We start from the raw sequence: 22,311 nt of genomic DNA on the forward strand, positions 1-22,311 counted from the left end.
GTGGCGACAGAGCAGCTGCACCCTTTAACTGATTCTGCGCCGGATTCCTGGCGCTTTCTGAAATCCTGACTATTCTTCACCTGGATCTTTCCAAACCGGGGTCCGTCCGCACGACTGAGGTCGAACGCCGTGTCCGGACGGACGGCCGTGTCCGGGACGGACGGCCGTGCCCGAGACGGACTTCGTGTCCAGGAGGAGAGGATCATGGCGATCGATACGGTTTCCGGCCCCATACGACCCGTGCCCGTGCGCGGACAGGAAAAGCGTAAACGCAGGCAGAAGAAGCCCCCGGAGAAGAAGTCGGAACCCCGGAAGCCTGAAGGACGAATCGATGAACTGGCTTGAACAGATACAGGACCTGGCCAAAGAGTTTCCCGCGGCGGCTCCCGAAACTGCAGCCGCGTTACCGGTGCTGACAGCGGTGGAAGCGCCCGGCGGACTGCCACTGGAGGTTACTGAAGGCTTCGCTGTGGTGGCTCCGGTGATCGACAGCGCGTGGCTGATCGGTCTGGCGCTTGGCGCGATTCTGCTGCTCGGCGCACTGGTGACGATACTGGTGGTCATCCACCACAACCGCCGACTCGGGACCCGCCTGGCCCGACTCGAGTCCGAACTCACCGTGTATACGGAAGCTTCCACTCGGGTCGCCCAGACGCTCGAAGCCGTCCTGCTCGGTCGGACCCGGACCAGCCAGTCCGTGCAGACTTCGCGTCGCTATCTGCTCATCCAGGCCCGGGAGCGTTTTCATCGCGGCGAGAGCCCCCAGGGCATCGCGCGCGGACTCGGACTCAGTCACGATGAGGTGCGATTGCTGGAGCACGCGAATCGATTGCGTCTGGAACCGGAGTCTGCAGAAACGCAGCAACCCCAGCCGGTACGTGAATGCAGAGAAGGTTTCGTGCGTCCGGTCAGTGTAGAGCTGCCGGAGGGTGGATCGCCACCGGACGCGGCGGTCTCGACAGACCCACGGCAGTGGAAGCAGGACGCCGGTTGACTGCCGGACACAATCTCCGTAGCCGTCCGCGGTCAGCGGCGTCGACCACCCGGCGAAAATCCGGGTTATGCGAGCCTCTCCCGGGCGAACGCCTGGATTTTCCGGATCATCGCGCGCAGTCCATTGCCTCTTGTGACGCTGAGATGCGGGAGCAGTTTGAGTTCGTCGAACAGCGCCTCGATATCAAACTTCAGTACAGACTCAGGCGATTGGCCATCATACACCGCCAGCACGATGGCGATCAGTCCCCGCACGATGTGGGCGTCGCTGTCGATGCGAAAGTGCAGGGCGTTCGTTGCCGGATCCTGACTGGCGACCATCCACACCTGACTCTGACAGCCGCGCACCAGGTTGGCTTCGCTGCGATCGGCTTGGGGCAGCTCGGGCAGGGATTTGCCGAGATCGATGACGAAGCGGTACTTGTCTTCCCAGTCGTCGAAGAAGGCGAAGGTTTCCCTGATTTCGCCCAGGTCCGGTAGCGGGCGGTGCGGGTTGCAGCCCATTAGAACAGTCCGAGTTCGAGCTGAGCCTCCTCCGACATCCGATCCCGGGACCAGGGTGGATCGAATACCAGGTTGACCTTCACTGCGCTGACGAAGGGCACCATGGCCACTCGAGACTCCACATCGCGCACCAGCACGGGGCCCATGCCGCAACCGGGCGCGGTGAGGGTCATGTCTATCGACACACCGCCGTCCGCCGCGATCGACACCCCGTAAATGAGTCCGAGTTCGACGATGTTTACCGGGATCTCGGGATCAAAGACCGAAGCCAGGGCTTCACGCACCTGGGCCTCATCGACCTTGCCGTCCGCGGGCGGGTCGAATTTCAACACCTTGGGTTCGAATCCCAGCGCGTCGGCGTCCCGGCCGTCGATGCGCGCCATGTTGCCGTTCACGATCACGGTATAAGTGCCGCCCAGACTCTGGGTGAGTGTGACAAAGGTGCCGGCCGGAATCCTGATCGGATCTCCGGTGGGGACAAGTCGGGCCTCGCAGGCGCGACTGGTGGGGATGAGTCGGCGTTCCACGGCCGGGCTTACTGACTGCTGCCGGCACGCATGGAAAAACTTTCACCGCAACCGCAGTAACTCTGTGCGTTGGGGTTCTTGAACTGGAGAACGGCGTTGAGACCCTCCACCACCAGATCAACCTGGGTGCCGACGACCAGCTTGAGTTCGTCTTTCCGCACGAAAATTTCGAGGCCATCGACATGAAAGCGGTGATCGCCCGGTTCCGGCGTGTCGATGTAGTCGAGGGTGTACATGAAGCCATTGCAGCCGCTTTCTTTCACGCCCAGACGCAGTGAGCGATGTCCGGACCGCTCGATCTGATCGGTAATGTGGCGTCTGGCGCTGTCGGTCACGCTGATCTGCTTCGGGTCGAAGGCGGTCACGCTCATGATTTTTTCCAACCTGTATTTATCAGATCTACCAGTGAATGAAGGACAGATGTCGTACTCACAGAAACGATAACGTCTTACGCAAAGCGCGGATGAAGCGTTCCACATCCCGCTCGCCATTGTACAGACCGAAGGAAGCCCGTACGGTTCCTGGAATGCCCAGATGGGCCATCAGCGGCATGGCGCAGTGATGGCCCGTGCGTACCGCGATACCCTGCTGATCGAGCAGGGTGCCGATATCGTGGGGGTGGCTGCCCTCCACCAGGAAAGACACGACACCGGCACGTCGGGCTGGCTCACCAATCAGGCGGATTTCCGGCATCTGGCGCAATTCACTCAAGGTCAGAGTGAGCAGGCTCTGCTCGTGCTCGATGCGCGATGGCCAGTCGGTCCGGGCGAGATAGTCGATGGCGGCACCGAGACCGATGGCGTCCGCGATGTTCGGTGTGCCTGCTTCGTACTTGTAGGGAAGGCGGTTGTAGGTGGTGGTTTCGATCGACACCTGTTCGATCATCTCACCGCCGCCCTGCCAGGGCGGGAGCGCATCCAGCAGAGACCGGCGGCCATAAAGTATGCCGATGCCGGTGGGCCCGTACATTTTGTGACCGGAGAAAGCATAGAAGTCACAGTCGAGCGCCTGCACATCCACCGGCAGATGGGCGGTCGCCTGAGCGCCGTCGAGGAGAACCAGTGCACCCTGCGCATGGGCCAGGCGGACGATTTCCTCGACCGGATTGATGGTGCCGAGTGCGTTGGAGACGTGGCCGATCGCCACCACAGCAGTTCGAGTGCTCAGGCGCGTGCGGAAGTCATCGAGATCGAGTTCGCCGGCGGGCGTGACATCGCAGGCGATGAGCCGCGCGCCGGTGGCGGCTGCCAGCATCTGCCAGGGCACGATATTGGAGTGATGCTCCATTCGCGAGATGAGGATTTCCTGATCCGCTTGCAGTCGGCTCCTTAATATGGCGGCTACGAGATTGATCGATGCTGTTGTTCCGGAAGTGAAAATCACTTCCTCCGTGCCTGCGGCGTTGATGAAGGCGCGGCACGTTTCCCGGGAGGCTTCGAAGGCGGAAGTCGCCTTTTCGGCAAGTCCGTGGGCCGCGCGATGCACGTTCGCATTCATCGTGCGGTAGTAGTTGCTGATGGCATCGATGACGACCCCCGGCTTCTGGGTGGTCGCCGCGTTGTCGAGGTAGACGATGCCGGTGGATTCATCGCCACTGTCCGCCAGCAGGGGAAAATGACTGCGGCTCATGACATCACCTGGTGGCTGTCCGTCCACCAGTCGGTGAGGAGTCGGGCGGCAGCCTCTTCGGCAAGGGGACCGGTCACACACTCCCGGATGAATGCCCGGCACAGCATGCGTCGCGCCTCGCTTTCACGCAAACCCCGGGATTGCAGATAGAAGAGACTGTCCCCGGAGATCCGGCCGACGGTCGCGCCGTGTGCGCACTTCACATCGTCGGTATAGATTTCGAGTTCCGGTTTGGTGTTGATCTGGGCGTCCGGGTGCAGGGCCAGATTGCGATTGCTCAGGGTCGCATCGCAGCGGGGTGAGTCAGGGTGAATGTGGATCCGACCATTGAACACCGCAGTACCTTTGCCGGCACCGATACCGTGGAAACGCTGCCTGCTGAGCGTGTCCCGGGCGCGATGTTCGAGGATGAACTGCTGATCCAGATGGGCGCCACTGCCTACCACATAGGCGCCGATCAGATGGGCCTGGGCAGCCGCACCCTGGAGAATGACGTGGGTTTCCGTGCGTCGCTTCTTCCCGCCGCTCGTGTACTGCTGGAGCTCGTAGTGACTGTCCGCAGACAGTACCACCTGATTCAGCGACCAGTCGCAGGCGTGCTCGTGCAGGGCGGTGCGGGCATGGGTGACCCGGCTGCCGGGATGCAGGTGCAGATAGACGCTGTGGTGTCCGAAATGCTCTGCCGTGTTGCGCTCGAGCAGGGTCACCCGGGCGCCGCCGGCGACTTCGATCAGCAGCGGGACACCAATACCGTCGCCGAGATCGACTTCCACCGGGCTGGCGGGAGAGCCCTCGATATGCAGCACCTGCAGCTCGCCGGTGAGCGCGCGGCCGAGATCGGCGAGGGGAAATCGCGCCGTACTTGCCGCATCGGCGGGATCTTCGCCGGCGGACGGATCTCTCCCTGCTGCGCGGACGTCCAGTCGCAGACCGGGCTGATTCAGACCGCGCAGCACGGGGCGGGCGACGCTCTGTGCAGACAGCGGATGAATGAATTCGGCTAAGGGTGAGTATTTCCAGTGCTCGCGACAGGCCGGCTGAGCCACCGCAGCCAGTGTCCGGGACTTCCAGGCAGCGGCCGCCGGACCGGCATCAGGCGCCACCGGCAGGGCGTCGATCAGCTCGGCGGGGGTCAGGCGGTCAGCCATGAATAGCCCTTCTCCTCGAGCTCGAGGGCGAGACTCTTGTCTCCGGAACGCACGATGGTGCCTGCGGAAAGCACGTGCACCTGATCGGGCACTATGAAGTCGAGCAGCCGCTGGTAGTGGGTGATCATGAGTACTGCGTTGTCTGCATTGTGATACTCGTTCACGCCACGTGCGACAACCTGCAGCGCATCGATGTCGAGACCGGAGTCTGTTTCATCGAGCACCGCCAGTCGCGGCTGCAGAAGGAGCAGCTGGAGAATCTCGTTGCGCTTCTTCTCACCACCCGAGAAGCCTTCGTTTACCCCGCGTTTCAGGAACTCCGGATCAAGCTTCAGCGTCGCGGCGATGGCGCGGACGCGTTTCATGAAGTCCATTGCACTCAGGGGTTCCAGCTTCCGCGCAGCGTGGAGGCTGTCCAGCGCGGCTTTGAGAAATTCCATGTTGCTCACCCCGGGAATCTCCACCGGGTACTGGAAGGCGAGGAACACACCCAGGTGTGCGCGATCTTCCGCGGCCATGTCGTTAATCGGCTGGCCATCGACGAGCAGGGTGCCGGATTCGATCTGATAGCCTGGCTTGCCTGCCAGCACAGCCGCGAGCGTACTCTTGCCGGAACCGTTGGGACCCATGATGGCGTGGATGCTGCCGGGCTCGATCGACAGGCTCAGCCCGTTGAGAATTTTCTTACCCCCCACAGTGACGTGCAGGTCTGTGACTTCAAGGCGCTTCATCCGACCGCACCCTCCAGACTCACCTCGAGCAGCTTGCCGGCCTCCACCGCAAACTCCATCGGCAGTTCGCGGAATACGTCCTTACAGAAGCCGTTCACGATCATGCTCACCGCCTTTTCGGCATCAATGCCGCGCTGCTGGCAGAGAAACAGCTGATCGTCGCTGACCTTGGAAGTGGTTGCTTCGTGTTCGATGGTGGTACCCGGATTGCGGTTTTCGATGTAGGGGAAGGTGTGGGCGCCGCACTGATCGCCGATCAGCAGAGAGTCACACTGGGTGTAGTTGCGCGCACCGGTGGCGGTGGGGCCCATGCGCACCAGCCCGCGATAGCTGTTCTGGCTGCGACCGGCACTGATGCCCTTGGAAACGATGGTGGAGCGGGTGTTGGCGCCTAAGTGAATCATCTTGGTGCCGGTGTCCGCCTGCTGAAAATTGTTGGTCAGGGCCACGCTGTAGAATTCGCCGACGCTCGATTCGCCGCGCAGGACCACACTCGGATACTTCCAGGTGATGGCCGAGCCGGTCTCCACCTGAGTCCAGGAGATCCGCGAACGTGCGCCGATACAGGCACCGCGCTTGGTGACGAAATTGTAGATGCCGCCTTTGCCGTCCTTATCGCCCGGATACCAGTTCTGCACGGTGGAGTATTTGATCTGGGCATCTTCCAGCGCCACCAGTTCCACTACCGCGGCGTGAAGCTGGTTTTCGTCCCGCATCGGTGCGGTGCAGCCCTCGAGATAGGAGACATAGGCGCCGGCTTCGGCGATGATCAGCGTACGCTCGAACTGCCCCGTGTTCTGGGCGTTGATGCGGAAGTAGGTGGAAAGCTCCATCGGGCAGCGCACGCCGGCCGGGATATAGACGAAGGAACCGTCGCTGAAGACGGCGGAATTGAGTGCCGCATAGAAATTGTCCCGCTGGGGGACGACACTGCCGAGATACTTCTGCACCAGTTCCGGATGACTGTGCACGGCTTCGGAGATCGGGCAGAAGATGACGCCGGCTTCCGCGAGCTTGTCCTTGAAGGTGGTGGTGATGGAGACGCTGTCGAATACCGCATCCACGGCCACATCCGGACGCGCCTTCACCACCCCGGCGAGCATCTCCTGCTCGTGCAGAGGGATACCGAGTTTTTCGTAGGTGCGCAGAATCTCCGGGTCGACCTCATCGAGAGAGGCGGGGCCCTGATCGCGCCGCTTCGGCGCTGAGTAGTAGGAGATGCTCTCGAAATCGATGGGTGGAAACTGGACATGGGCCCATTCCGGGGATTTCAGCGTCCGCCAGTGTGCGTAGGCTTTCAGGCGCCACTCGGTCAGCCAGGCGGGCTCACCCTTCTTCGCGGAAATTTCCCGCACCACAGCCTCGGATAGTCCGGGGGGAAGAGTTTCGGACTCGATGTCGGTCGTGAAACCGGCGCTGTATTCCCGTGAGACAAGATCTTCGACGGACTCCTGAGTCGACAAGCGGCACACCCTCCAGGGAACGGGTTGATAACGAGGTCGGTATTGTACCGTCCCACCCGGTGGGAATACCAGACTGAAATACTCGGGTATTTACTCTGCGGCCACCGCAAAGCCAGCGCTTCCGCGGCTCAGGGCGCTCCCAGCGGTCCTGCGATCAGGGTCCTGCAGCGCTGGTCCGATGTGCGTACAACCCTTAAACTGCGCGGCTTTGCCCAGGGAGCGTCTGATCAGGTACCCGCTGACGCGTGGAAGCCTGATGAGAGACTCCCCGGCCCTCTCAACCACGGAATCTGACCTATGCCAAAGCTCGAAACCATGCCCGAAGACCACATGTATCAGGCCTATGGCATCTACCTCCTCGAATCGAAGCATCGGCTGATCCGGCGTCTGAAAAAGGCCTACCAGCCCTCGGTACACGGACACAAAACCTGGAATGCGAGCTTTCTGCTGATGGACTACCTCCAGCACCAGCCCCTGCCGAAGAAAAGCCGGGTACTGGAAGTCGGCTGCGGCTGGGGGCCGGGTGCCGTGTTCTGTGCGTCCGAATTCCGCGCCAAGGTCACCGGCCTCGACATCGACAGTGCGGTGTTTCCGTTCCTGGAGGTGCTCGCCGAACTCAACGATGTGAAAGTCACGCCGATGAAACGGCGTTTCGAGAGTCTGAAGGCCGATGATCTCTCCCAGTTCGATGTGATCGTGGGTTCCGACGTGTGTTTCTGGGACAGCATGGTCAAGCCCCTGTCGCGCCTCATCGATCGTGCGATCAAAAACGGCGTCGAGCGGGTGGTGATCACCGATCCGGGCCGGCCGACCTTCTATGAGCTGTGTGACATCGTGCGCAAGAAGCACAAGGTGAAGCTCAACGAGTGGTATGCGACCGAGCCGAATCACGCGACCGGGGAAGTGCTGGACGTGCGGCCGTCGAAGAAGCGGCGTTAGGTTACATCTGTCGCCGAGTCACCGGTCCGGAACTCGGACTCGTGCATCCGGCTGGAGTGTTGGAAGCAGGCCGGTGGCGGGGAGGCTCCGGGACCTCGCGCATACTGCCTTTTCCTACCACATCGCTGCCTGACCGACTGCGGACCGCTCGAAACAGAAAAACAGATTTTCCAAGGCGGACCCGGAAGCGCGCTGAGGATGCGGGGGTGGGCGGGGGTATGGCGGACCGTGTAGCGACGCCGACGACGCCAAGCAGACCCGCTGCGGGGCTGATCGGTTGAGTCGGGTAGCGCGGAGCGCCGGAGCGAGGTCCGCCATACCCCCGCCCACCCCCGCATGTGCATCACCGCGCCTCCACGTCCTCCTCTTCGAAAGCCTGGACTTGAGCCGGATCCGTCGCTGACCTCAGCCCCGAATGAAGTCCTTCAGTTGTCCGGAAAGACTGGAGCAGGCTGAATTCTGGACCCGGGCAATAAAGGGCAGTGGAATCACGACGGCGGGAATGTAGCTGGTGCCGATCGCATCCGAGCTGACCTTGCCGACCGCACTGCCATTGCGCACATCCCAGATCGACGCTTCGTAGGAGGAGTCGTTTTCCCAGGTCAGGAAGCCGAAACAGCCGGCGCCGGCGGTGGTCACACTGCAGGTCATCGAGCCCGAAGAATCGGTACGGATCGTGGAGCCATCGATCCAGACCAGATAACGCAGCCCCAGTTCTCTGAGCCGCTCGGCCAGCATCGGGGTGGCCATGAGCTCGGGTAGATCCGAGGTATTGACCGGTGCCGTTCTCGGTTCGAACCAGGGAAACAGGGCATCGCGGAAGGTCTGCTCATCAATCACCCGGATGCCGTTGGAGCCCCTGGCAATATTGCCACTCACACACTTCACAAAATTGAGTTCGGTCTCGTCGGTCGTCGGTCGGCTCTTGCGGCCGAGCACCACCACCGCCTCGCCCGCATCGAGTCCGGTGGCCGCCTCCCGCACCTGCTGCACAGTGGCGGTCACGCAACCGCCACTGGAAAGTACCAGCACCAGAATGCCCGTGATCCTGCGATAGAGGTTTCTGTGCAGCGTCAGTTCGATGATGTTCACCCGCCCTTCGCCGGTTGTGAGGTGTCTGGTGCTGTGAGAGCCGGACTCGGGAGTTCGACCGCCAGCCAGTTCTGAACCTGGGGAACCGTCGGAAACTGTACTGTAAAAAAGGCCATCGCGTCCCGGCAGGCCTGCAGCGCGGCGGCGCGCAGGGTGGGGGAGGTGCTGTTCATACCATAGTTCTGGGTGTTCGCCTTTCCGTATGCGGTCAGTGGCCAGTCACCGAGCAGCACACCGTCTCTGCTGTAGAGCTGGATCTGATAGCGGATCCAGACTTCGAAATAATCGGTGCGCGTCTGCAGCGGTGTTGAAAACTGCATCTCCGCTATGGTGGGGACCAGGGTACCCGCCACCCGGGCCGGTGGATGTGTGGGGTCCTCGACCAGTTGCACATCGTCGAACATTCCAACAAAGAGATTCAGGAACATGGGCTGCTGAGCGTCGCCGATGGCGATGCTGAACTTGCCGTTGTCACCGTGATCTTCCTCCAGGGTGTAGTTCAACAGCGCTTCCGGCAGGTGCACACCAACGGTCAGCGGCACCTTGGCAACCAGGGGTACCGGAAAGATGGTGTCCTGGGTCATTTCGACTGAGGTGCTCATGCAACCGCCGAGCAGGAGTAGGACGAGTGCGGCTGCAGCTGAGGGACGGGAGGATCTGGCGGGTGCGGACTGGAACAACTGCATGCTCGAACCCTACTGGAATTCCGAAAGGGCCACAAAGGTACCGTCGTTGCGGAACGCGAGTTCCCGCATCAGCGCTGCGAACCGGTAGACGCGTGCGGATGGTCGCTGCAGATATACCGGAAAGGCAACGGCATGGATTCGCACCATGCGACGGCCATCTTCCCCCACCAGATTGATCCGGTCCACCTCGTCAACCACGGATTCTATGGAGTCCCCTGTGAAGTCGTCACCGAATACATAAATACTGATCAGTTTGTCCGGATCATAAAAGGTGTTGATGGCCATCTGAATACCTTCCACCGGTGAGGAGTTGCTGAATGGGTTCCAGGACTGCAGCCGCTGCAGAATTGCCTGACGGCGACTGGGCGAATCCGGTATCCACTGGGCCGCATAGCGGGGGAACATGTAATCCCCCATGTCGTTCATCACCTGGATGCCCTTGACCTGGGGATAGATGGCGAGGGTCTCTTCCACCTTGGTCAGCACCTGGGACCAGGCGGCATTGAACATGCTGCCCGAGGTGTCAATCACGAAGATGATGTATTCGCTGTCGACGGCGATGCCGCCGACCAGATCGGTACTGCGGCGGAAGTCGACACCCAGCAGTCTCTGCATCTCATCACTCAAGGACTGTTTGGCTGCGGCGAGTTTCTGGGTCTGCTCCAGACTCTCCTCGTTCATCTCCTTCGTGGTCCTGAATTCGCCGAGAATTTTCGACAGTTCCCGTTCGAGCGCGGCGAGTTCGAGGAGGTTGTCGTCAAGCTGACCTTCGGCGTCGTTGACCTGGCGGGTCAGCTCCCGGATCTGTCCACGGATCTCGAATATCGCGTTTTCCCGCATGGCGACCTGACCTTCGAGATCGATCTGGGTCTTTTCGAGCAATACCGGTTCGACGGTTTTGGTGATCATCAGCAGCAGGATGATGGCGCCGAAGCCACAGCAGATCACGTCCAGGAAAGACACGCTGAATTCTTCGATGCCGCGGCGTCGTTTCATACGTCCTCTCTCATCTCCCAACGCTCACTGTCTCTTCCTCATGCGCTCTTCTGTGTTTGATCGACCGCGTTTCAACTCTCTCACGGCCAGTCCCTCGACGGGGAGAGGAAGGCGCCGCCGGAAGTCCTGGCGAGATTCCAGAACGCGGCGGCGGCCATGGGGTCCCCTTCCATGGGAAACATGATGACATTGACCGGCACCTGGGCGGGCATGCGGTTGACCGCATCCCGGAACAGATCGAGTCGTGCCGCGCCGGTGATTTTAGCGCCCCGGGGTGGTCGCGTGCCGATGGTGGGGAGCGAATCCGTGATCAGATAGACATTATCCGGTGGTGGCTTGAGCGCGTTCATCGCGATGACCAGTTTCTCCAGGCTCGTGCCGTTCCCGGGAACCGTCTGCTTGAGTGCCTGCAGCGCACTTTCCAGTTCCCGGCCTTCTCCGAGTTCGATCCAGCTGCCGAAAGTTGGTTCAAGCATGGCCCGGGTTTCTTCATTGAAGCCATAGAGCTGGAAGCTGGCATCCAGGGGCAGCTGGGAAGCCAGCCATTCGACGGTGCGCACCGCTCTCTGCCACTTGGGCGCCTGCCGTTTGCGCTCGTCGGACATGTTACGGCGACGCAGTACGTTCACGATGTCCTGATCCAGCATGCTTGCGGAGGTGTCCAGTGCAATCAGAATATTGCGGCCGCCGACCTTCAACCCGGTCAGGTACTGGCGATCACCCTCGCCGGTGAAGGTGCGCGCCTTGTTGCCTGCGTTTGCTTCTTCGATGGCCCGCAGGCGGCGCAGTTCCTCTTCCCGGCTGTCTACGTCCGATTTCAGTTCTTCGAGGCTCTTGACCCTTGCCAGTGTGCTCGCCTCCGCGTCCGCGAGATCTTCGGCGTTTTCATCGATCTGGGTTTTTGTGCTGTTGAGCCGTCGGTCCGAGTCCGACACTTCACGCAGCAGATCTTCCAGGCGGGTTTTCAGTTCGACCAGATCCTTTTCGCCATTGCGAACCTGATAGTCGAGCATCCGGATCTCGGCGAGGGTGTCCTGATTGACCACCCGGGCTTCTTTTTCGGTGGCGTGATTGATGATCAGGAAGATCAGAATGACCGCCCCGAAGCCACAGGACATCACGTCCAGGAAGGCCATGGAGAAAATATTGGTTTCCCGGCGCCGGGCCATTTCCGCTCACCCCTCGACGCGAATGGCCTGGAAGGTGCCTGCAGGCGTCTCGATCCGGTCACCCGGCTCGATTCGTACCCGTCCGGTCACGGTATCTCCATTCAGCTTCAGGAGCGAAGGCAGTGCCGGATCCGGCTGCAGCCAGACGGTGCCTGCGTCAACTTCCAGTGGCGCTTCGGTGAACAGGGCAATCGGCCGTGCACTGTGGCCGAGGAGCAGATGTGTCGGTGCAGCGGGAGTATTCACGGCCCTGTCCGGTGCCGGCGTTGCAGCAGCGGATTCCGGGGACGGCCGCGTTGCTGCCCCGGGCAGTCGGGTGACCAGACGCAGCTCCCCATCGGGGCTGCGAATACGGCTGAGATGAGTGGTGCATCCTGCAGCCACAGCGTCCAGGGCCAGGGGTTCGACCAGCAGTCCGGCTGCGCGCAATCGCGCACTGAGCCCCGGCACTCGTGCTGCCCGCGCACTCAGTCTTACTGCCTGGTGGCCCTGCAGGGCTTCGAGGACGCGCGCGTAACGTGTCGCCGCTTTCTGTTCAAGGGCGGCGCGGGGCACCTCCACTTTCCGGCGCAGATCCGCATGCTGGATCTCCACGGCGACGTCCGCATTCAGGGCGCCGTCCATCACCCAGTCATAGACCTGGTTGTAGAGCTGCTGCTCGGTATCTGCGGTTACCAGGGGATCGAATCTCGTCTCGCGCACAAAGCGGTCGGCAATCAGATTGACCCAGCCATCGAGCAGATTGCTCAGCCCGCACTCCCGGATCTCGTAGGCACGGGTGCGTTGCACCGCGTCGTTGACGATGAGTTCCGTGATGTTGATGTGCTGCAGATAGATGTCGAGATAGCAGACCTGCTCCGGTGCTCGGCTGGTGGATACCGCTGCGACTGCGGCGTCCACGAATCCACAGACTTTGAGGCCGGCTTCCTGACCGATGCCGAGGAGCACACCGAGCTGTTCCGTGCTGAGGGTTCCAGGTACCGCGATCACCATGTCATCGGGACACAGTGCCGCCACTTCCCGCAACTGATGATAGATGAGATCTGCAAGGTTGGCTGCATCCCGGGTCGGATGCGCCAGCGGGTCGGGCGACAATCGGGACAGATACTGCTGGTGAGCCTGGCGCGGATGGATACGAGCGAGGCGCAGGGCGGCTTCGCCGAAGATCAGCCCGTCCTCCCGGGCGATGGCGATCGCCGGGGCGCGATAGAGCCGCTGACCCCGGTGATAGAGCAGCAGTTCTGTGTCGTTAATTTCCAGAATGGCCGTCATGCAGTGCGGACCTGGAGATGCCGGAGCAGGCGCTGGTCGCAGTAGGTCTGGGCATCCAGTACCAGGCGTTCCTGGATGAGCTGCACCTGGTGCAGGAGAAACATGATGATGATGCTGATGACCAGCGCGGTGAACGTGGAGTTGAAGGCAACGCCCAGGCTGGCGGTAACACCGGCGATATCTCCTTCCACGGCCTTGTAGGCCTGACCGAGGGCTTCGCCAATGCCGCGTACCGTACCGATGAAGCCGATGGAAGGGATCGCCCAGGCGATGTATCGCACCATGGCCATTTCACTGTCGAGCCGGTCAGACTCGGCGTCACACAGGCTCTTCACCGCTTCTGAAACATCCTGCACATTGCGGGTCGAAGCGAACCGGTGCAGCGCAGCGGTCAATGCACGCGGCAGCAGATAGCCCTGCTGATCCTCGGGCAGCGCCTGGATGGCCCGGGTGTATTCCCGGGTGTCTTCCGGCAGCACGCTCATACCTTCGCTCACCCGCACGATGTCCTCACTCAACAGAGCGCGCTCGCGCCAGGCCGAACGCCCTTTGAATCCCATGATGGCCATTGCCCAGAACATCAGCACAAAACAGACTTCCTGCTCGTAGTCTTTCAGGACCACGTAGAGACTGCGGTCCTGTACGTAGACTTCGCCCTGGGCAACGCGCTCGTTCTGTGCGGCCACTATGGCGTCCGCGTTCGGGCGGATGACGGTGACGTAAACCAGATGCACCAGGATCACCGAAATGAGGAGTGCGCCTACCTGGTAGAGGAGTTCGAAGGGTAGCTGCTGCTTCATGGCTGGCTCATCATTGTTCGGGTGTTCGTTGCGTGATTCTGAAATGTCCGGCTCAAAACATAACTGTCAGATATCTACCGGAAACGAGACCGCATAGTCTTCGGAAATTTCCTCTGTGGGCACGAATACCTCTCCCCCTGCAGGCGTTTTTCTGTCGGCTTCTTGCGCCGACGATGGTTCTGCCTGGGGCGGGGTACTCCCGCTCTCAGCCGCTGCCGGAGCCGCCTCCTGTGCCCCCGCGGAGGGATATCCGGCCATGCACAGGGCGAGGATCAGCCCCGCCGCCGACAGCAGACTGCCGGGAGAGCGGGTTCGTTTACCGAGGATTCGAGCCATTTTTTAAGCCTGTCATCTGTACGACTTCCTTGAGACACCGGATTCCGTCGGGAGACTCCCGGCAATTTAGGACCCCATCAGTTGGGTTCTGCAAACCGGGCAAGACGGAATCCCAGATCCTGCCTGCCATCGGCGCCGTAGTCACGGAAGGAAATTCTCAGATCCGTGATGGTGCCATGCATCCAGCTGGAGCCGCGGATCACCCGGTATTCGCCCTGGGGCGGACCCAGGGGGTCAACGGTCGCCTCGGCGCCGGGAATCTCGTAGAAATCATTGGTCCACTCGGCCACATTGCCGGCCATGTCATAGAGTCCGAGTCTGTTCGCCGTGAAAGTACCGGGCGGTGCGGAGGCGATGTGATTGTCGTTGTACCCGAAGATGATTCTTCCCACCAGGTGCGCGGCCGAGCGGTCGGCGAAATTACCGAAACGATCGGGTGGGGGCAGGTTGCCACCCCAGGCAAACACCAGTGGCGGCTCCGCGGCTTCCTGGCGGGCACTCCAGGCCCATTCGGCTTCAGTGGGGAGCCGATAGCCGGTTGCCTGGGCATTGATTCCGGTGACCTTGCCGAACTCAGTCTGATAGAACAGCGGCAGTTGCTCCTGTCCGGAGAGCCAGTTGCAGTACAGGGCCGCGTCATTCCAGCTCAGATTGACCACGGGCAGATCGTCTTTATTGAGATCCTGACCCTGAAATTCTCCGGAGTCGTGCCCGGTGGCGAAAGCCCGGAACTGGCCGTTGGTGACTTCGTGGGTGCCGATGTAGAAGAAACGCTGCATCTGCACTTCCCGGAGGGTTTCGTTGGCACGCCGTCCGGGCTGTCGACGCGAAGCACCCATGGTGAAGGGACCGGGCTTCACCAGTACCAGTTCCTGATTCTGTGCCGTGCGGGTACGCGGTTTGAGGGCGGCAAGTCGTGCTTCGGCGAGGGTCAGCAGGCGCACGCGCACCTCCTGGGTGAGCCCGTTGCGCGGTGTGATCTCGGTGCTGTAGCCGGCGTAGCCGTCGAGCCGGATCTCCAGTCGCTGAGCGGTGGTCGGCAGGCGCAGGGTTCTATTCGCATCTCCGGCCAGGGTGCCGTTTACGTACAGCTGGGCCTCGGCAGGCTCGGCAGTGACCACAATGTCGCCCATCTGGCGTTGCAGCGTGACATTGACGTCCGCCGCTTGACCGGATTGCACGGTCACCGATTGCTCGGCCGCTTCGTATCCCGCCTTGAAGAGCTGGATCCGGTAGCGGGTACCCGAACGCACAGCAACTTCCAGTGGTGTTTCGCCCTGGAACTGACCGTTCAGTGTGACTCCGGCACCCCGGGGCTGTGTCACGATGTTCAGTAATCCGTCCGCCTGCTGCAGCGTCACCCGGGGCAGCGTCACCTGCTCCTCGGCTGCCACCAGAATGCGCTGACGGTGTCCCCGGTGGCCGGGCAGCTTCAGGCGGATTTCCCGCTCTCCGCTTAAGACCTCCACCGTGGCGGGGGTAGTCTTTGCCGTGCTGACATCATCGATGAGGATTTCCGCACCTGCGGGCTGGGAACTGATGGTGACATCGGCCCAATCGGGGCGCAGGGTGGTACTGACGGTTTCCGGGACACGCATGCCGGTCACAGTCGCGGTCAGATCCGTGGCCTGATAGCGCGACTTTTCGAAGCGGATAATGCGCTCGCCGGCCGCCACCTCGATCGCTGAAGTGGGCGTCTGGCCGACGACGGTGCCATCCACCAGCACGGTCGCCTCTGCGGGCGTGCTTTCGAATGTCACCAGTCCCGGCAGGCGCACGAACGCGAAACGGTGGACCTGGTTGGGCCGTTCATCCACCACCACGACAGTGTCCAGTGGTTCGTGTCCAGCGGCACTCGCCCGCACCCGATACTGACCTTCCCGCAGCAGATGGATGCCACCCAGTTCGAAGCGCAGCCCGCCGGATATTTCGACAGCGTCTGCGGGTGGCGAGAACTCCAGGCGCACAGACTGGGCGGTGAACAGAAACCAGACGCTGATGAGCACGGGCAGGAGAATTACACCGAGGCCGATCTGCCAGCGCGAAAGGTGGAAGCCAGTCCCGGATTCCGCGGCAGGGGGCTGATAGCCAATGGGCCGGATGACGTCCGCGGCTTCGCGGATCGGGTCCGCGGCTTCGTTGTTCCGGGGTGCGGCCAAGTTCAGATTGCCTCGCTGCAGCGTACGTCAACCGGTGGCATCGACGGGCGCACCAGAATACTCGCCCGTACATCACGGTATCCGTTGCGACTGCCAATCACCGTGTAGGCGCCAGGTCGCAGAGAGAGTTCCTTGCGGGTGAAGGTGCCGATCGAACCGATGGTCGACAGGGTGACCTGGGTCTGATTGTCGGAGAGCACGATCACGGGCACCGGTGTTGCGTAGATCCGGATCAGTTCCGCCACCCGGTCGATCTGTTCAGCCAGCTTCGGCCCCCGGGGAGTGAGCCTTTCTGCCCGGGCGAGCAGATTCTGTGCATCTGTGAAGAGCGTGCTCGAGGACAGTTTGTCGGGACTTGCGATGATGTTACCGAGCGCAAGTTGCAGACGCTGCTGGGCCAGCACCCGGTTGCGTCCGTCTTTGGCGAACTGCAGGTTCGCATCCAGCGCCAGAATCGCATCGTACTGGTTCAGGGCTTCCTGCCAGTCTTCCGCTGCCTCAGCCCGTTGGGCATCCTGTTGCATCCGGTCGATTTTCGTCAGATCGGCACGTTCGGCGACCTGTTCCAGGCCACCCAGGGCGACAGGATCGCCGGGCTTGATCACCAGCGCCTGGCGGAAGGCGCTCCGGGCTGCCTCGTAGCGACCGGCTTCCATCTCACTGAAAGCCCGGGACAGGAGAGTCCGGACCTGGGATTCCGAGGCGCCCGCCCGGGCACCGGCCATGGCCTCTTCGATGCCCTTCGTCGCCGGGTCCAGCGCGCGTACGGCCGCATAGCTGTCCAGAGCATCTTCCCACTGGCCGGAGAGTTCCTGGTTTTTGCCTTTCCGCAACATGTCGACGATCCGGGGCAGCAGCCGGGCCCGCCGCAGCCCTTCCAGTGCACGGGTGTTTTCCGGATCGATACTCAGTGCCGTGTTGAATTCGGCTTCGGCATCCTGCTGCCGACGATCATCCAGTGCCCGTTCGCCGCGCTCCAGTGCGGTTTCCACCCGCTCACGCCCTTCGTCGATCAGAGCGGCCAGCATGTCTGCTGCAGAACCGTAGGCTTCCAGTGCCCGTTCGAACTGTTCGGCGACAAACAGCTCGTCGCCGCGTGTCGCCTCGGACTTGGCCGCATCCAGCTCCGCCTTGCCCCAGGCACCTACCTGCATTTCCTGTTCAAGGGCGATCTGCAGCTCGACGAATCTGGCGAGCTCGGTCTGCGCACCTTCGCGGGCCTGCTCGCGCATCAGTGCGGCGAAGGGAGGAGGGCGTGAATCGGTACCCGCAGCACCCGTCGGGCTGAGGCTCCGGCCGGTGCTCTGTCCCGCCGGTTCGCCGGCATCCACAGTCCGGATCCGGGTGTCGGGTTTGACGAGATCGGGCACGATGACAAATACGGCGATGACAGCGACGATGAGGATACCGATCAGCACTAGCCAGCCGGCGGCGGGGCGCGAATGTTTCCGGATCACGGGTTCCGGCGCGGTCGGGATGTGGCGCAGCGGTACCGATCGAGGTCGGATCGGACCGGATTCTTCCTCGCTCATTTACTGATCGGTGCCGGTTTCTACTGTGGTTTCCGGCGGAACCGGCAGGCCGAGGTCTGCGAAATAGACACGACGCAGTATGCCACGCAGCTCATCGTACTGCTGGTCGACGGAGCCCTGCAGTCGGACGGTCTGATTTTCGAGTTCGATCGTGTAGGGAACGATCTCGCTTTCCGCTGCGACGCCGACTTCCTGCAGCACTTCAGCATGCATCTGTGCCTCATCCCGCTTGGCGATTGCACTCTTCATGAGCATCGCACCGCTGATCACACTGACCAGACCGCTGGTGTCCACGTAGCTGTTGTTGCTTTCCGTCATCGCTGCGATACCGCCAGCGATGGCCACCGCCCCGCCGATGGTCCGGGAACGGGCCTGGGCCTTGAGTTCCTTGTAGGCGATGGCCTCTTCATAGCTGGCACGCCGCCAGCTCTGATAGGACGGATACATCTCCCGATGAAAGTTCTCGAAGTATTCGTCCAGTGTGTCGATGAACAGGTACTCCCGTTCGCGGATCTTGCGCACCCGTTCCAGCATGGGATCATCCTGCGCGGGCAGTCGCCTGAGTTCGAATTCACCGTCGGCTGTAGTGCTGATGTGGTCGGCGAAGGCATCCGGCGCGAAGTCCTGAGCGAACTTCATTTCGGCCGTGGAGCGGATGATGTGGATGTCCTCGTCCGTCAGCTCACTGCGATAAGCGAGCAGGTCATCGGCGAACTGCTTGTAGATGGTCTGGAAGGGATCGATGTTTGCAGGAATGCCTTCCGCGTAGGCGTATTTACTGGCAAGGGCATCGTAGGTTCTGGTGAACCACGCTCTGCCGGTTGCATCGGCTGCAGACAGCTCCAGCGACATACTCTCACCGTCGGAATGCAGGATTTTACCGGAGACGATGAGATCGACGGCATGAGTGGGTCTGGGCACCACCCGCACGGCGCCCCAGTTGCCCGTGCTCTGCAGCAGGTTCTTGGCGAAAAATGCCATGTAGTTGGCTTCCGCGCGGCGGATATCGGGCTGGATGAGGGCTTCGATCTGTTCGTCGTAGTCTTCGGGGACGTTCGGATCGAATACGGCCACGCCGATGTCGAGGAGTTCGGATTCCGACTGCACACCGGTGAACTGCTCCGGCGGTGTCATGTCGACGATGCGTACTTCCTGGGTGACGCAACCGCTCAGGGCCAGCAGCAGGAGTCCGGCATACAGCCTAGGCAGGTGACACAGCACCTGGCCGAATGTCAGAGGTTTCCCGGGAAGGCTGATCTTGGACAACTTCATACTGTCTGTACTTGCGCCGCGGGGTGTCTCTAATCGTGGCGTGCGCGGGTACCACACTCTAAACCACGGGTTCCACGGAGTGCGCAGGCTCATCATGCACCTTTATAGCGACGGTATTCCTCCCAGAGTTTTTCGCGCAGCTCAGGATCCGCTTCATTCATCGCCGCTTCCCGCAACTGCCGCGCAATGATGTCGTCGTCCTTGGCGTCGGGAATGTCTTCAGGAACTGCTCCACCGGCACCGGCCACGGGTCCGGGGGGCGCGGAGCGCTGGGAGGGAACACCCCTGGGAGCACTGGTGGTGCTGCCCGATTCTGCCTGGCTGTCTGCAGTGGACCCGGCTGGCAGCCGGGCGGGAACTCCGGAAGTGCCTGCCGTTTCATTTGAGCGTGTCCGGATGATATCCCGCTCGGCCAGTATGCCGCCGTCAAAATCTTCCAGTGCTTTGTCCAGTTCCTGGTCTGCACCAGTACCTCCGGAACCCTCCTGTCCGCCGGGTGGCAGACCCCGTTCCGAGGGCATCGGCGGAATCGGGTTTGAACCCACCCCGGGAATCTGATTGCTGGTTTCCCAGCCGTCGTTGCCGCTGCCGGGAAGGCCATCCTCCCAGCTGCCGCTGTCTTCGGCACCGGACGGGGTACCGGCCGTGCTGCCGGGAGCCCCGGGCGTGGCGCCCGGCAGGGTCCCGCCGGGCATCGGAACACCGGGAATCGATCCGCCGGGAAGTGGCGTACCGGGAGTCTGACCGCCCGGAGAGGGTGTGCCGGCGGTGCTGCCGGGCGCCCCGGGCGGGGTGCCTGACGGCGTCTGTCCGGGCGCCGAAGGTGTCTGGCTGCCACTGGGTGTACCCGAGGAAGGCGGTGCTCCGGGTGGTGCGCTGCTGCCCGGCTGGGAAGGTGATGAGCCAGGTGAACCGGGCGGCATGCTGCTGGGACTGCTGGGCGTGCTCGGACTGCTCGGTGGCGGTGGCGGCGGACTGCTGCTGGAGGAACAGGCAGTGACCAGCACGACCAGCGACACGAGGGTCAGGACCTCTAACAGACCTGCCGTCTTTCGGGTTGTACCCGGAACCTTTGTCAGTGAATTCCGCATATTTGTTTGCCTCCTCCGCACCCTCGTGAGCTTAGCAGTCCCAAACTGAACCCGGACTGAAGGCATCAGGGTGCGGGCTCCCGGGTGATCTGTTCCGCCGTTGTGGCTGCTGGTTCCGCCGTTTCCGGACGGGCAGTGTCTGCAGCCACCAGCTGGGGGTAGTAACTGAATTTGTGGACGAGCGTGACATCCGTGCTCGGCTGGGGCACCTGGTTCAGCAGCGGTGGGCGATACCGCGCAATGCGCATGCTCTTACGCACCCGGAATTCCATCATGCCCTCAGGTTCCGAAGCCACAGTGCGCAGATCGCGGATTTCTCCTTCGTCCGTGAGATTGAACATCAGGCTCACATGGCCCTGTGCGACGTTCGTAGCCTGTGCGTTCGATGGCTTCGGATCTCCAGGGTCCGGAAAATACAGCAGCTGGGGCTCAGCGAAGAAGGCGGCGCCCGAGCCTGCTTCCTGGCTTTCCAGCAGTTCATAGGCATGCTGATACAGAGGAAAGGCCCGACGCGACTTGTCGAACAGCAGATACCAGTCCGCAAGGTCGATGATGGCCTCGGCTACGACGGGTACTTCGTCGCCCAGGTCCCGGTGAATCTGCACGATCGCCTGCAGGGCACTTTCGCCCGCGGGAAAGTTGTTGATCACGATCGGCGCATGGAGATCCGAGGTGCGGCTTGGTATGCCGGTCGAGTAGACGCTCTCGTCGCTGGCGCTCACGTAAAAGGGCGGGAAGCGCTCCAGCTGATAAGTCTTCGCAAGTCCGCTCAACGGGCGGATGGCCGCGCGGTCGAGGCCTTTACCATTGGCATCCAGGATGGCGATGGCCTGCTGATACAGGGCGCGGGCCGCATAGATGTTGTGAGTAGACGTATACCATTGTGCGAGATGGTAGATGCCGGGCAGCAGGGCTTCGTCGTAGCTGTCATGGGCTCGAGTCAACACGTGATAGGCATATTCTTCCCGCTCATTGGCGGCCTTGAGGTCGCCTAATGCCCGGTACACCTCCGCTTCCCGGTAGACGATGTCCACCTGGCCCGGGGACACCAGCCCGGCGCTTACCCGCTCGAGGTGTACGGCGCGACCGTAGGTGTCCAGGGCGCCCGTATAGTCCCCCTCGCGCGCCTGGATATCGCCGAGCAGAGTGATCGGTCTCACCAGGGCCGGATCGAAGCGGTGGGTCTGGTTTTCGATCTCATCGATCTTCAGCTTAAGCCAGGCTCTGGGGATATCGTATTCACCGGCTTCGATCTGGGACTGAATCTGCACGAGGTCAGCATCGGTCTCACCCAGGATGTCTGCAATCGAGGCTTCCGCGGCGTCTGCCGGAGCTGGTAGAGCGGCTGACTCAGCACCGCTCGTGGTCCCGCACCACAACAGGGCAGCCCCCGCCATGAAGGTGCTGCCGACTCTGCCGATGATTCTGTTGATTTCTTTGGGCATCCGTCTCAAGCGCTTGAACCAGGTACAACCTGACCCGCATCCAGCCCGATCCCGATCTGGCGGCCGGTGCACGTCTCCCGACACCGGGCACGGGGCACCACCTTCGCCAGCAAGTAGATCCGCCGCTGTCTGAAGGTCGGAAACGCTTGGTTAGACTGCATACTGCCAGGTCGGTTCGAGTTTGCGAGCGGGTAATTGGCAAGTCAAGGGAGCCTCCGGAGTCCGGCCCCTGAGCGGCCCTGTGGCCAGGTCTGGTGCCGGTCGCGGTTGATTTGAGCTACCATCGGCGCCCGCCCATGAATGAACCTTCCCAGATACTCGATACAACCGGACTGGTGTGTCCCGAGCCACTGATGCTTGTGCGCAACCGGGTGCGGGAAATGCACAGCGGCGAGATCCTCGAAGTGGTGGCTACCGACCCGAGCACCGGGCGTGACTTCACCAACTTCTGCCGCTTCATGGGTCACGAGCTTGTCGAGCAATCGGCGGCCGCGGGCGTTTACACCTACCGGATCCGCAAAGGCTGA

At 61.9% G+C, this 22,311-nt stretch carries 24 protein-coding genes; 5 read left to right on the forward strand and 19 right to left on the reverse strand.

Translation table 11 applies throughout. From position 1 onward, the window contains the following. Window positions 1-204: 204 nt before the first annotated feature. Together R3E82_04440 and R3E82_04445 are read left to right on the forward strand one after the other, a co-directional pair. Window positions 205-345, forward strand: a complete 141-nt coding sequence (locus R3E82_04440; protein ID MEZ5550114.1) for a hypothetical protein — start codon at window positions 205-207, stop codon at window positions 343-345. Continuing rightward, window positions 332-994: a hypothetical protein gene (locus tag R3E82_04445; GenBank protein ID MEZ5550115.1), complete on the forward strand. Its 663-nt coding sequence runs from the start codon at window positions 332-334 to the stop codon at window positions 992-994. Before R3E82_04440 ends, R3E82_04445 begins: the two co-directional genes overlap by 14 nt. A 65-nt stretch (window positions 995-1,059) precedes the next feature. Here R3E82_04445 and R3E82_04450 read toward each other — a convergent pair whose 3' ends face one another. Genes R3E82_04450 through sufB form a run of 7 tightly spaced genes read right to left on the reverse strand, consistent with a single transcriptional unit; the run spans window position 1,060 to window position 6,995 of the window. Beyond that, on the reverse strand, window positions 1,060-1,497 hold the full coding sequence (locus tag R3E82_04450; GenBank protein MEZ5550116.1) for a SufE family protein: 438 nt from the start codon (window positions 1,495-1,497) through the stop codon (window positions 1,060-1,062). Continuing rightward, window positions 1,497-2,024 carry a putative Fe-S cluster assembly protein SufT gene (sufT, locus tag R3E82_04455; protein MEZ5550117.1) on the reverse strand — a complete coding sequence of 176 codons (528 nt, stop codon included), beginning with the start codon at window positions 2,022-2,024 and terminating at the stop codon, window positions 1,497-1,499. Before sufT ends, R3E82_04450 begins: the two co-directional genes overlap by 1 nt. A gap of 8 nt (window positions 2,025-2,032) precedes the next feature. Continuing rightward, a complete protein-coding gene (locus R3E82_04460) occupies window positions 2,033-2,395 on the reverse strand; it encodes an iron-sulfur cluster assembly accessory protein (protein MEZ5550118.1) in 363 nt (120 codons plus the stop codon). 58 nt (window positions 2,396-2,453) lie between these two features. Continuing rightward, window positions 2,454-3,653, reverse strand: coding sequence for a cysteine desulfurase (locus R3E82_04465; protein ID MEZ5550119.1), 1,200 nt, complete (start codon window positions 3,651-3,653; stop codon window positions 2,454-2,456). After that, window positions 3,650-4,801, reverse strand: a complete 1,152-nt coding sequence (locus R3E82_04470; protein ID MEZ5550120.1) for a SufD family Fe-S cluster assembly protein — start codon at window positions 4,799-4,801, stop codon at window positions 3,650-3,652. Before R3E82_04470 ends, R3E82_04465 begins: the two co-directional genes overlap by 4 nt. Then, entirely contained in the window at window positions 4,786-5,532 is a 747-nt protein-coding gene (sufC, locus tag R3E82_04475) for a Fe-S cluster assembly ATPase SufC (protein MEZ5550121.1), read from the reverse strand. The genes R3E82_04470 and sufC overlap by 16 nt, the downstream gene beginning before the upstream one ends. Further along, on the reverse strand, window positions 5,529-6,995 hold the full coding sequence (gene sufB / locus R3E82_04480; GenBank protein MEZ5550122.1) for a Fe-S cluster assembly protein SufB: 1,467 nt from the start codon (window positions 6,993-6,995) through the stop codon (window positions 5,529-5,531). Before sufB ends, sufC begins: the two co-directional genes overlap by 4 nt. 297 nt (window positions 6,996-7,292) lie before the next feature. On the opposite strand from sufB, the gene R3E82_04485 reads away from it, so the two are divergent. Further along, complete coding sequence (locus tag R3E82_04485; GenBank protein ID MEZ5550123.1) at window positions 7,293-7,934, forward strand: methyltransferase domain-containing protein; 642 nt, start codon at window positions 7,293-7,295, stop codon at window positions 7,932-7,934. A gap of 405 nt (window positions 7,935-8,339) precedes the next feature. On the opposite strand, the gene R3E82_04490 is transcribed toward R3E82_04485, so the two are convergent. The 11 genes from R3E82_04490 to R3E82_04540 all read right to left on the reverse strand — a co-directional run bounded on the left by R3E82_04490 (window position 8,340) and on the right by R3E82_04540 (window position 19,943). Beyond that, complete coding sequence (locus R3E82_04490) at window positions 8,340-9,026, reverse strand: hypothetical protein (protein ID MEZ5550124.1); 687 nt, start codon at window positions 9,024-9,026, stop codon at window positions 8,340-8,342. After that, window positions 9,023-9,628 (reverse strand): hypothetical protein, encoded by a 606-nt coding sequence (locus tag R3E82_04495; GenBank protein MEZ5550125.1) that lies wholly within the window; start codon window positions 9,626-9,628, stop codon window positions 9,023-9,025. Before R3E82_04495 ends, R3E82_04490 begins: the two co-directional genes overlap by 4 nt. A gap of 93 nt (window positions 9,629-9,721) precedes the next feature. Then, entirely contained in the window at window positions 9,722-10,708 is a 987-nt protein-coding gene (locus R3E82_04500; protein MEZ5550126.1) for a hypothetical protein, read from the reverse strand. A gap of 80 nt (window positions 10,709-10,788) precedes the next feature. Continuing rightward, entirely contained in the window at window positions 10,789-11,877 is a 1,089-nt protein-coding gene (locus tag R3E82_04505) for a hypothetical protein (protein MEZ5550127.1), read from the reverse strand. Between the two features lie 6 nt (window positions 11,878-11,883). Next, the gene (locus R3E82_04510) at window positions 11,884-13,149 is read right to left on the reverse strand and encodes a hypothetical protein (GenBank protein ID MEZ5550128.1); all 1,266 of its coding nucleotides are present in this window, start codon (window positions 13,147-13,149) and stop codon (window positions 11,884-11,886) included. Continuing rightward, window positions 13,146-13,949 carry a MotA/TolQ/ExbB proton channel family protein gene (locus tag R3E82_04515; GenBank protein MEZ5550129.1) on the reverse strand — a complete coding sequence of 268 codons (804 nt, stop codon included), beginning with the start codon at window positions 13,947-13,949 and terminating at the stop codon, window positions 13,146-13,148. The genes R3E82_04510 and R3E82_04515 overlap by 4 nt, the downstream gene beginning before the upstream one ends. A 66-nt stretch (window positions 13,950-14,015) precedes the next feature. Then, a complete protein-coding gene (locus tag R3E82_04520; protein ID MEZ5550130.1) occupies window positions 14,016-14,285 on the reverse strand; it encodes a hypothetical protein in 270 nt (89 codons plus the stop codon). 77 nt (window positions 14,286-14,362) lie between these two features. After that, the gene (locus R3E82_04525; protein MEZ5550131.1) at window positions 14,363-16,444 is read right to left on the reverse strand and encodes a PEGA domain-containing protein; all 2,082 of its coding nucleotides are present in this window, start codon (window positions 16,442-16,444) and stop codon (window positions 14,363-14,365) included. A gap of 2 nt (window positions 16,445-16,446) precedes the next feature. After that, window positions 16,447-17,976: a hypothetical protein gene (locus R3E82_04530; protein ID MEZ5550132.1), complete on the reverse strand. Its 1,530-nt coding sequence runs from the start codon at window positions 17,974-17,976 to the stop codon at window positions 16,447-16,449. Continuing rightward, the gene (locus tag R3E82_04535; protein ID MEZ5550133.1) at window positions 17,977-19,248 is read right to left on the reverse strand and encodes a hypothetical protein; all 1,272 of its coding nucleotides are present in this window, start codon (window positions 19,246-19,248) and stop codon (window positions 17,977-17,979) included. It lies immediately after the preceding gene. A 92-nt stretch (window positions 19,249-19,340) separates the two neighbouring features. Next, on the reverse strand, window positions 19,341-19,943 hold the full coding sequence (locus tag R3E82_04540; protein MEZ5550134.1) for a hypothetical protein: 603 nt from the start codon (window positions 19,941-19,943) through the stop codon (window positions 19,341-19,343). 64 nt (window positions 19,944-20,007) lie between these two features. Here R3E82_04540 and R3E82_04545 point away from each other — a divergent pair, with 64 nt between their 5' ends. Then, window positions 20,008-20,388 carry a hypothetical protein gene (locus tag R3E82_04545; GenBank protein ID MEZ5550135.1) on the forward strand — a complete coding sequence of 127 codons (381 nt, stop codon included), beginning with the start codon at window positions 20,008-20,010 and terminating at the stop codon, window positions 20,386-20,388. Between the two features lie 16 nt (window positions 20,389-20,404). On the opposite strand, the gene R3E82_04550 is transcribed toward R3E82_04545, so the two are convergent. Further along, window positions 20,405-21,784, reverse strand: a complete 1,380-nt coding sequence (locus R3E82_04550; protein ID MEZ5550136.1) for a hypothetical protein — start codon at window positions 21,782-21,784, stop codon at window positions 20,405-20,407. Between the two features lie 296 nt (window positions 21,785-22,080). Here R3E82_04550 and tusA point away from each other — a divergent pair, with 296 nt between their 5' ends. After that, window positions 22,081-22,311 carry a sulfurtransferase TusA gene (gene tusA, locus R3E82_04555; protein ID MEZ5550137.1) on the forward strand — a complete coding sequence of 77 codons (231 nt, stop codon included), beginning with the start codon at window positions 22,081-22,083 and terminating at the stop codon, window positions 22,309-22,311.

It is taken from the genome of Pseudomonadales bacterium (assembly GCA_041395945.1).
In the GTDB taxonomy this organism is placed as follows: domain Bacteria; phylum Pseudomonadota; class Gammaproteobacteria; order Pseudomonadales; family Azotimanducaceae; genus SZUA-309.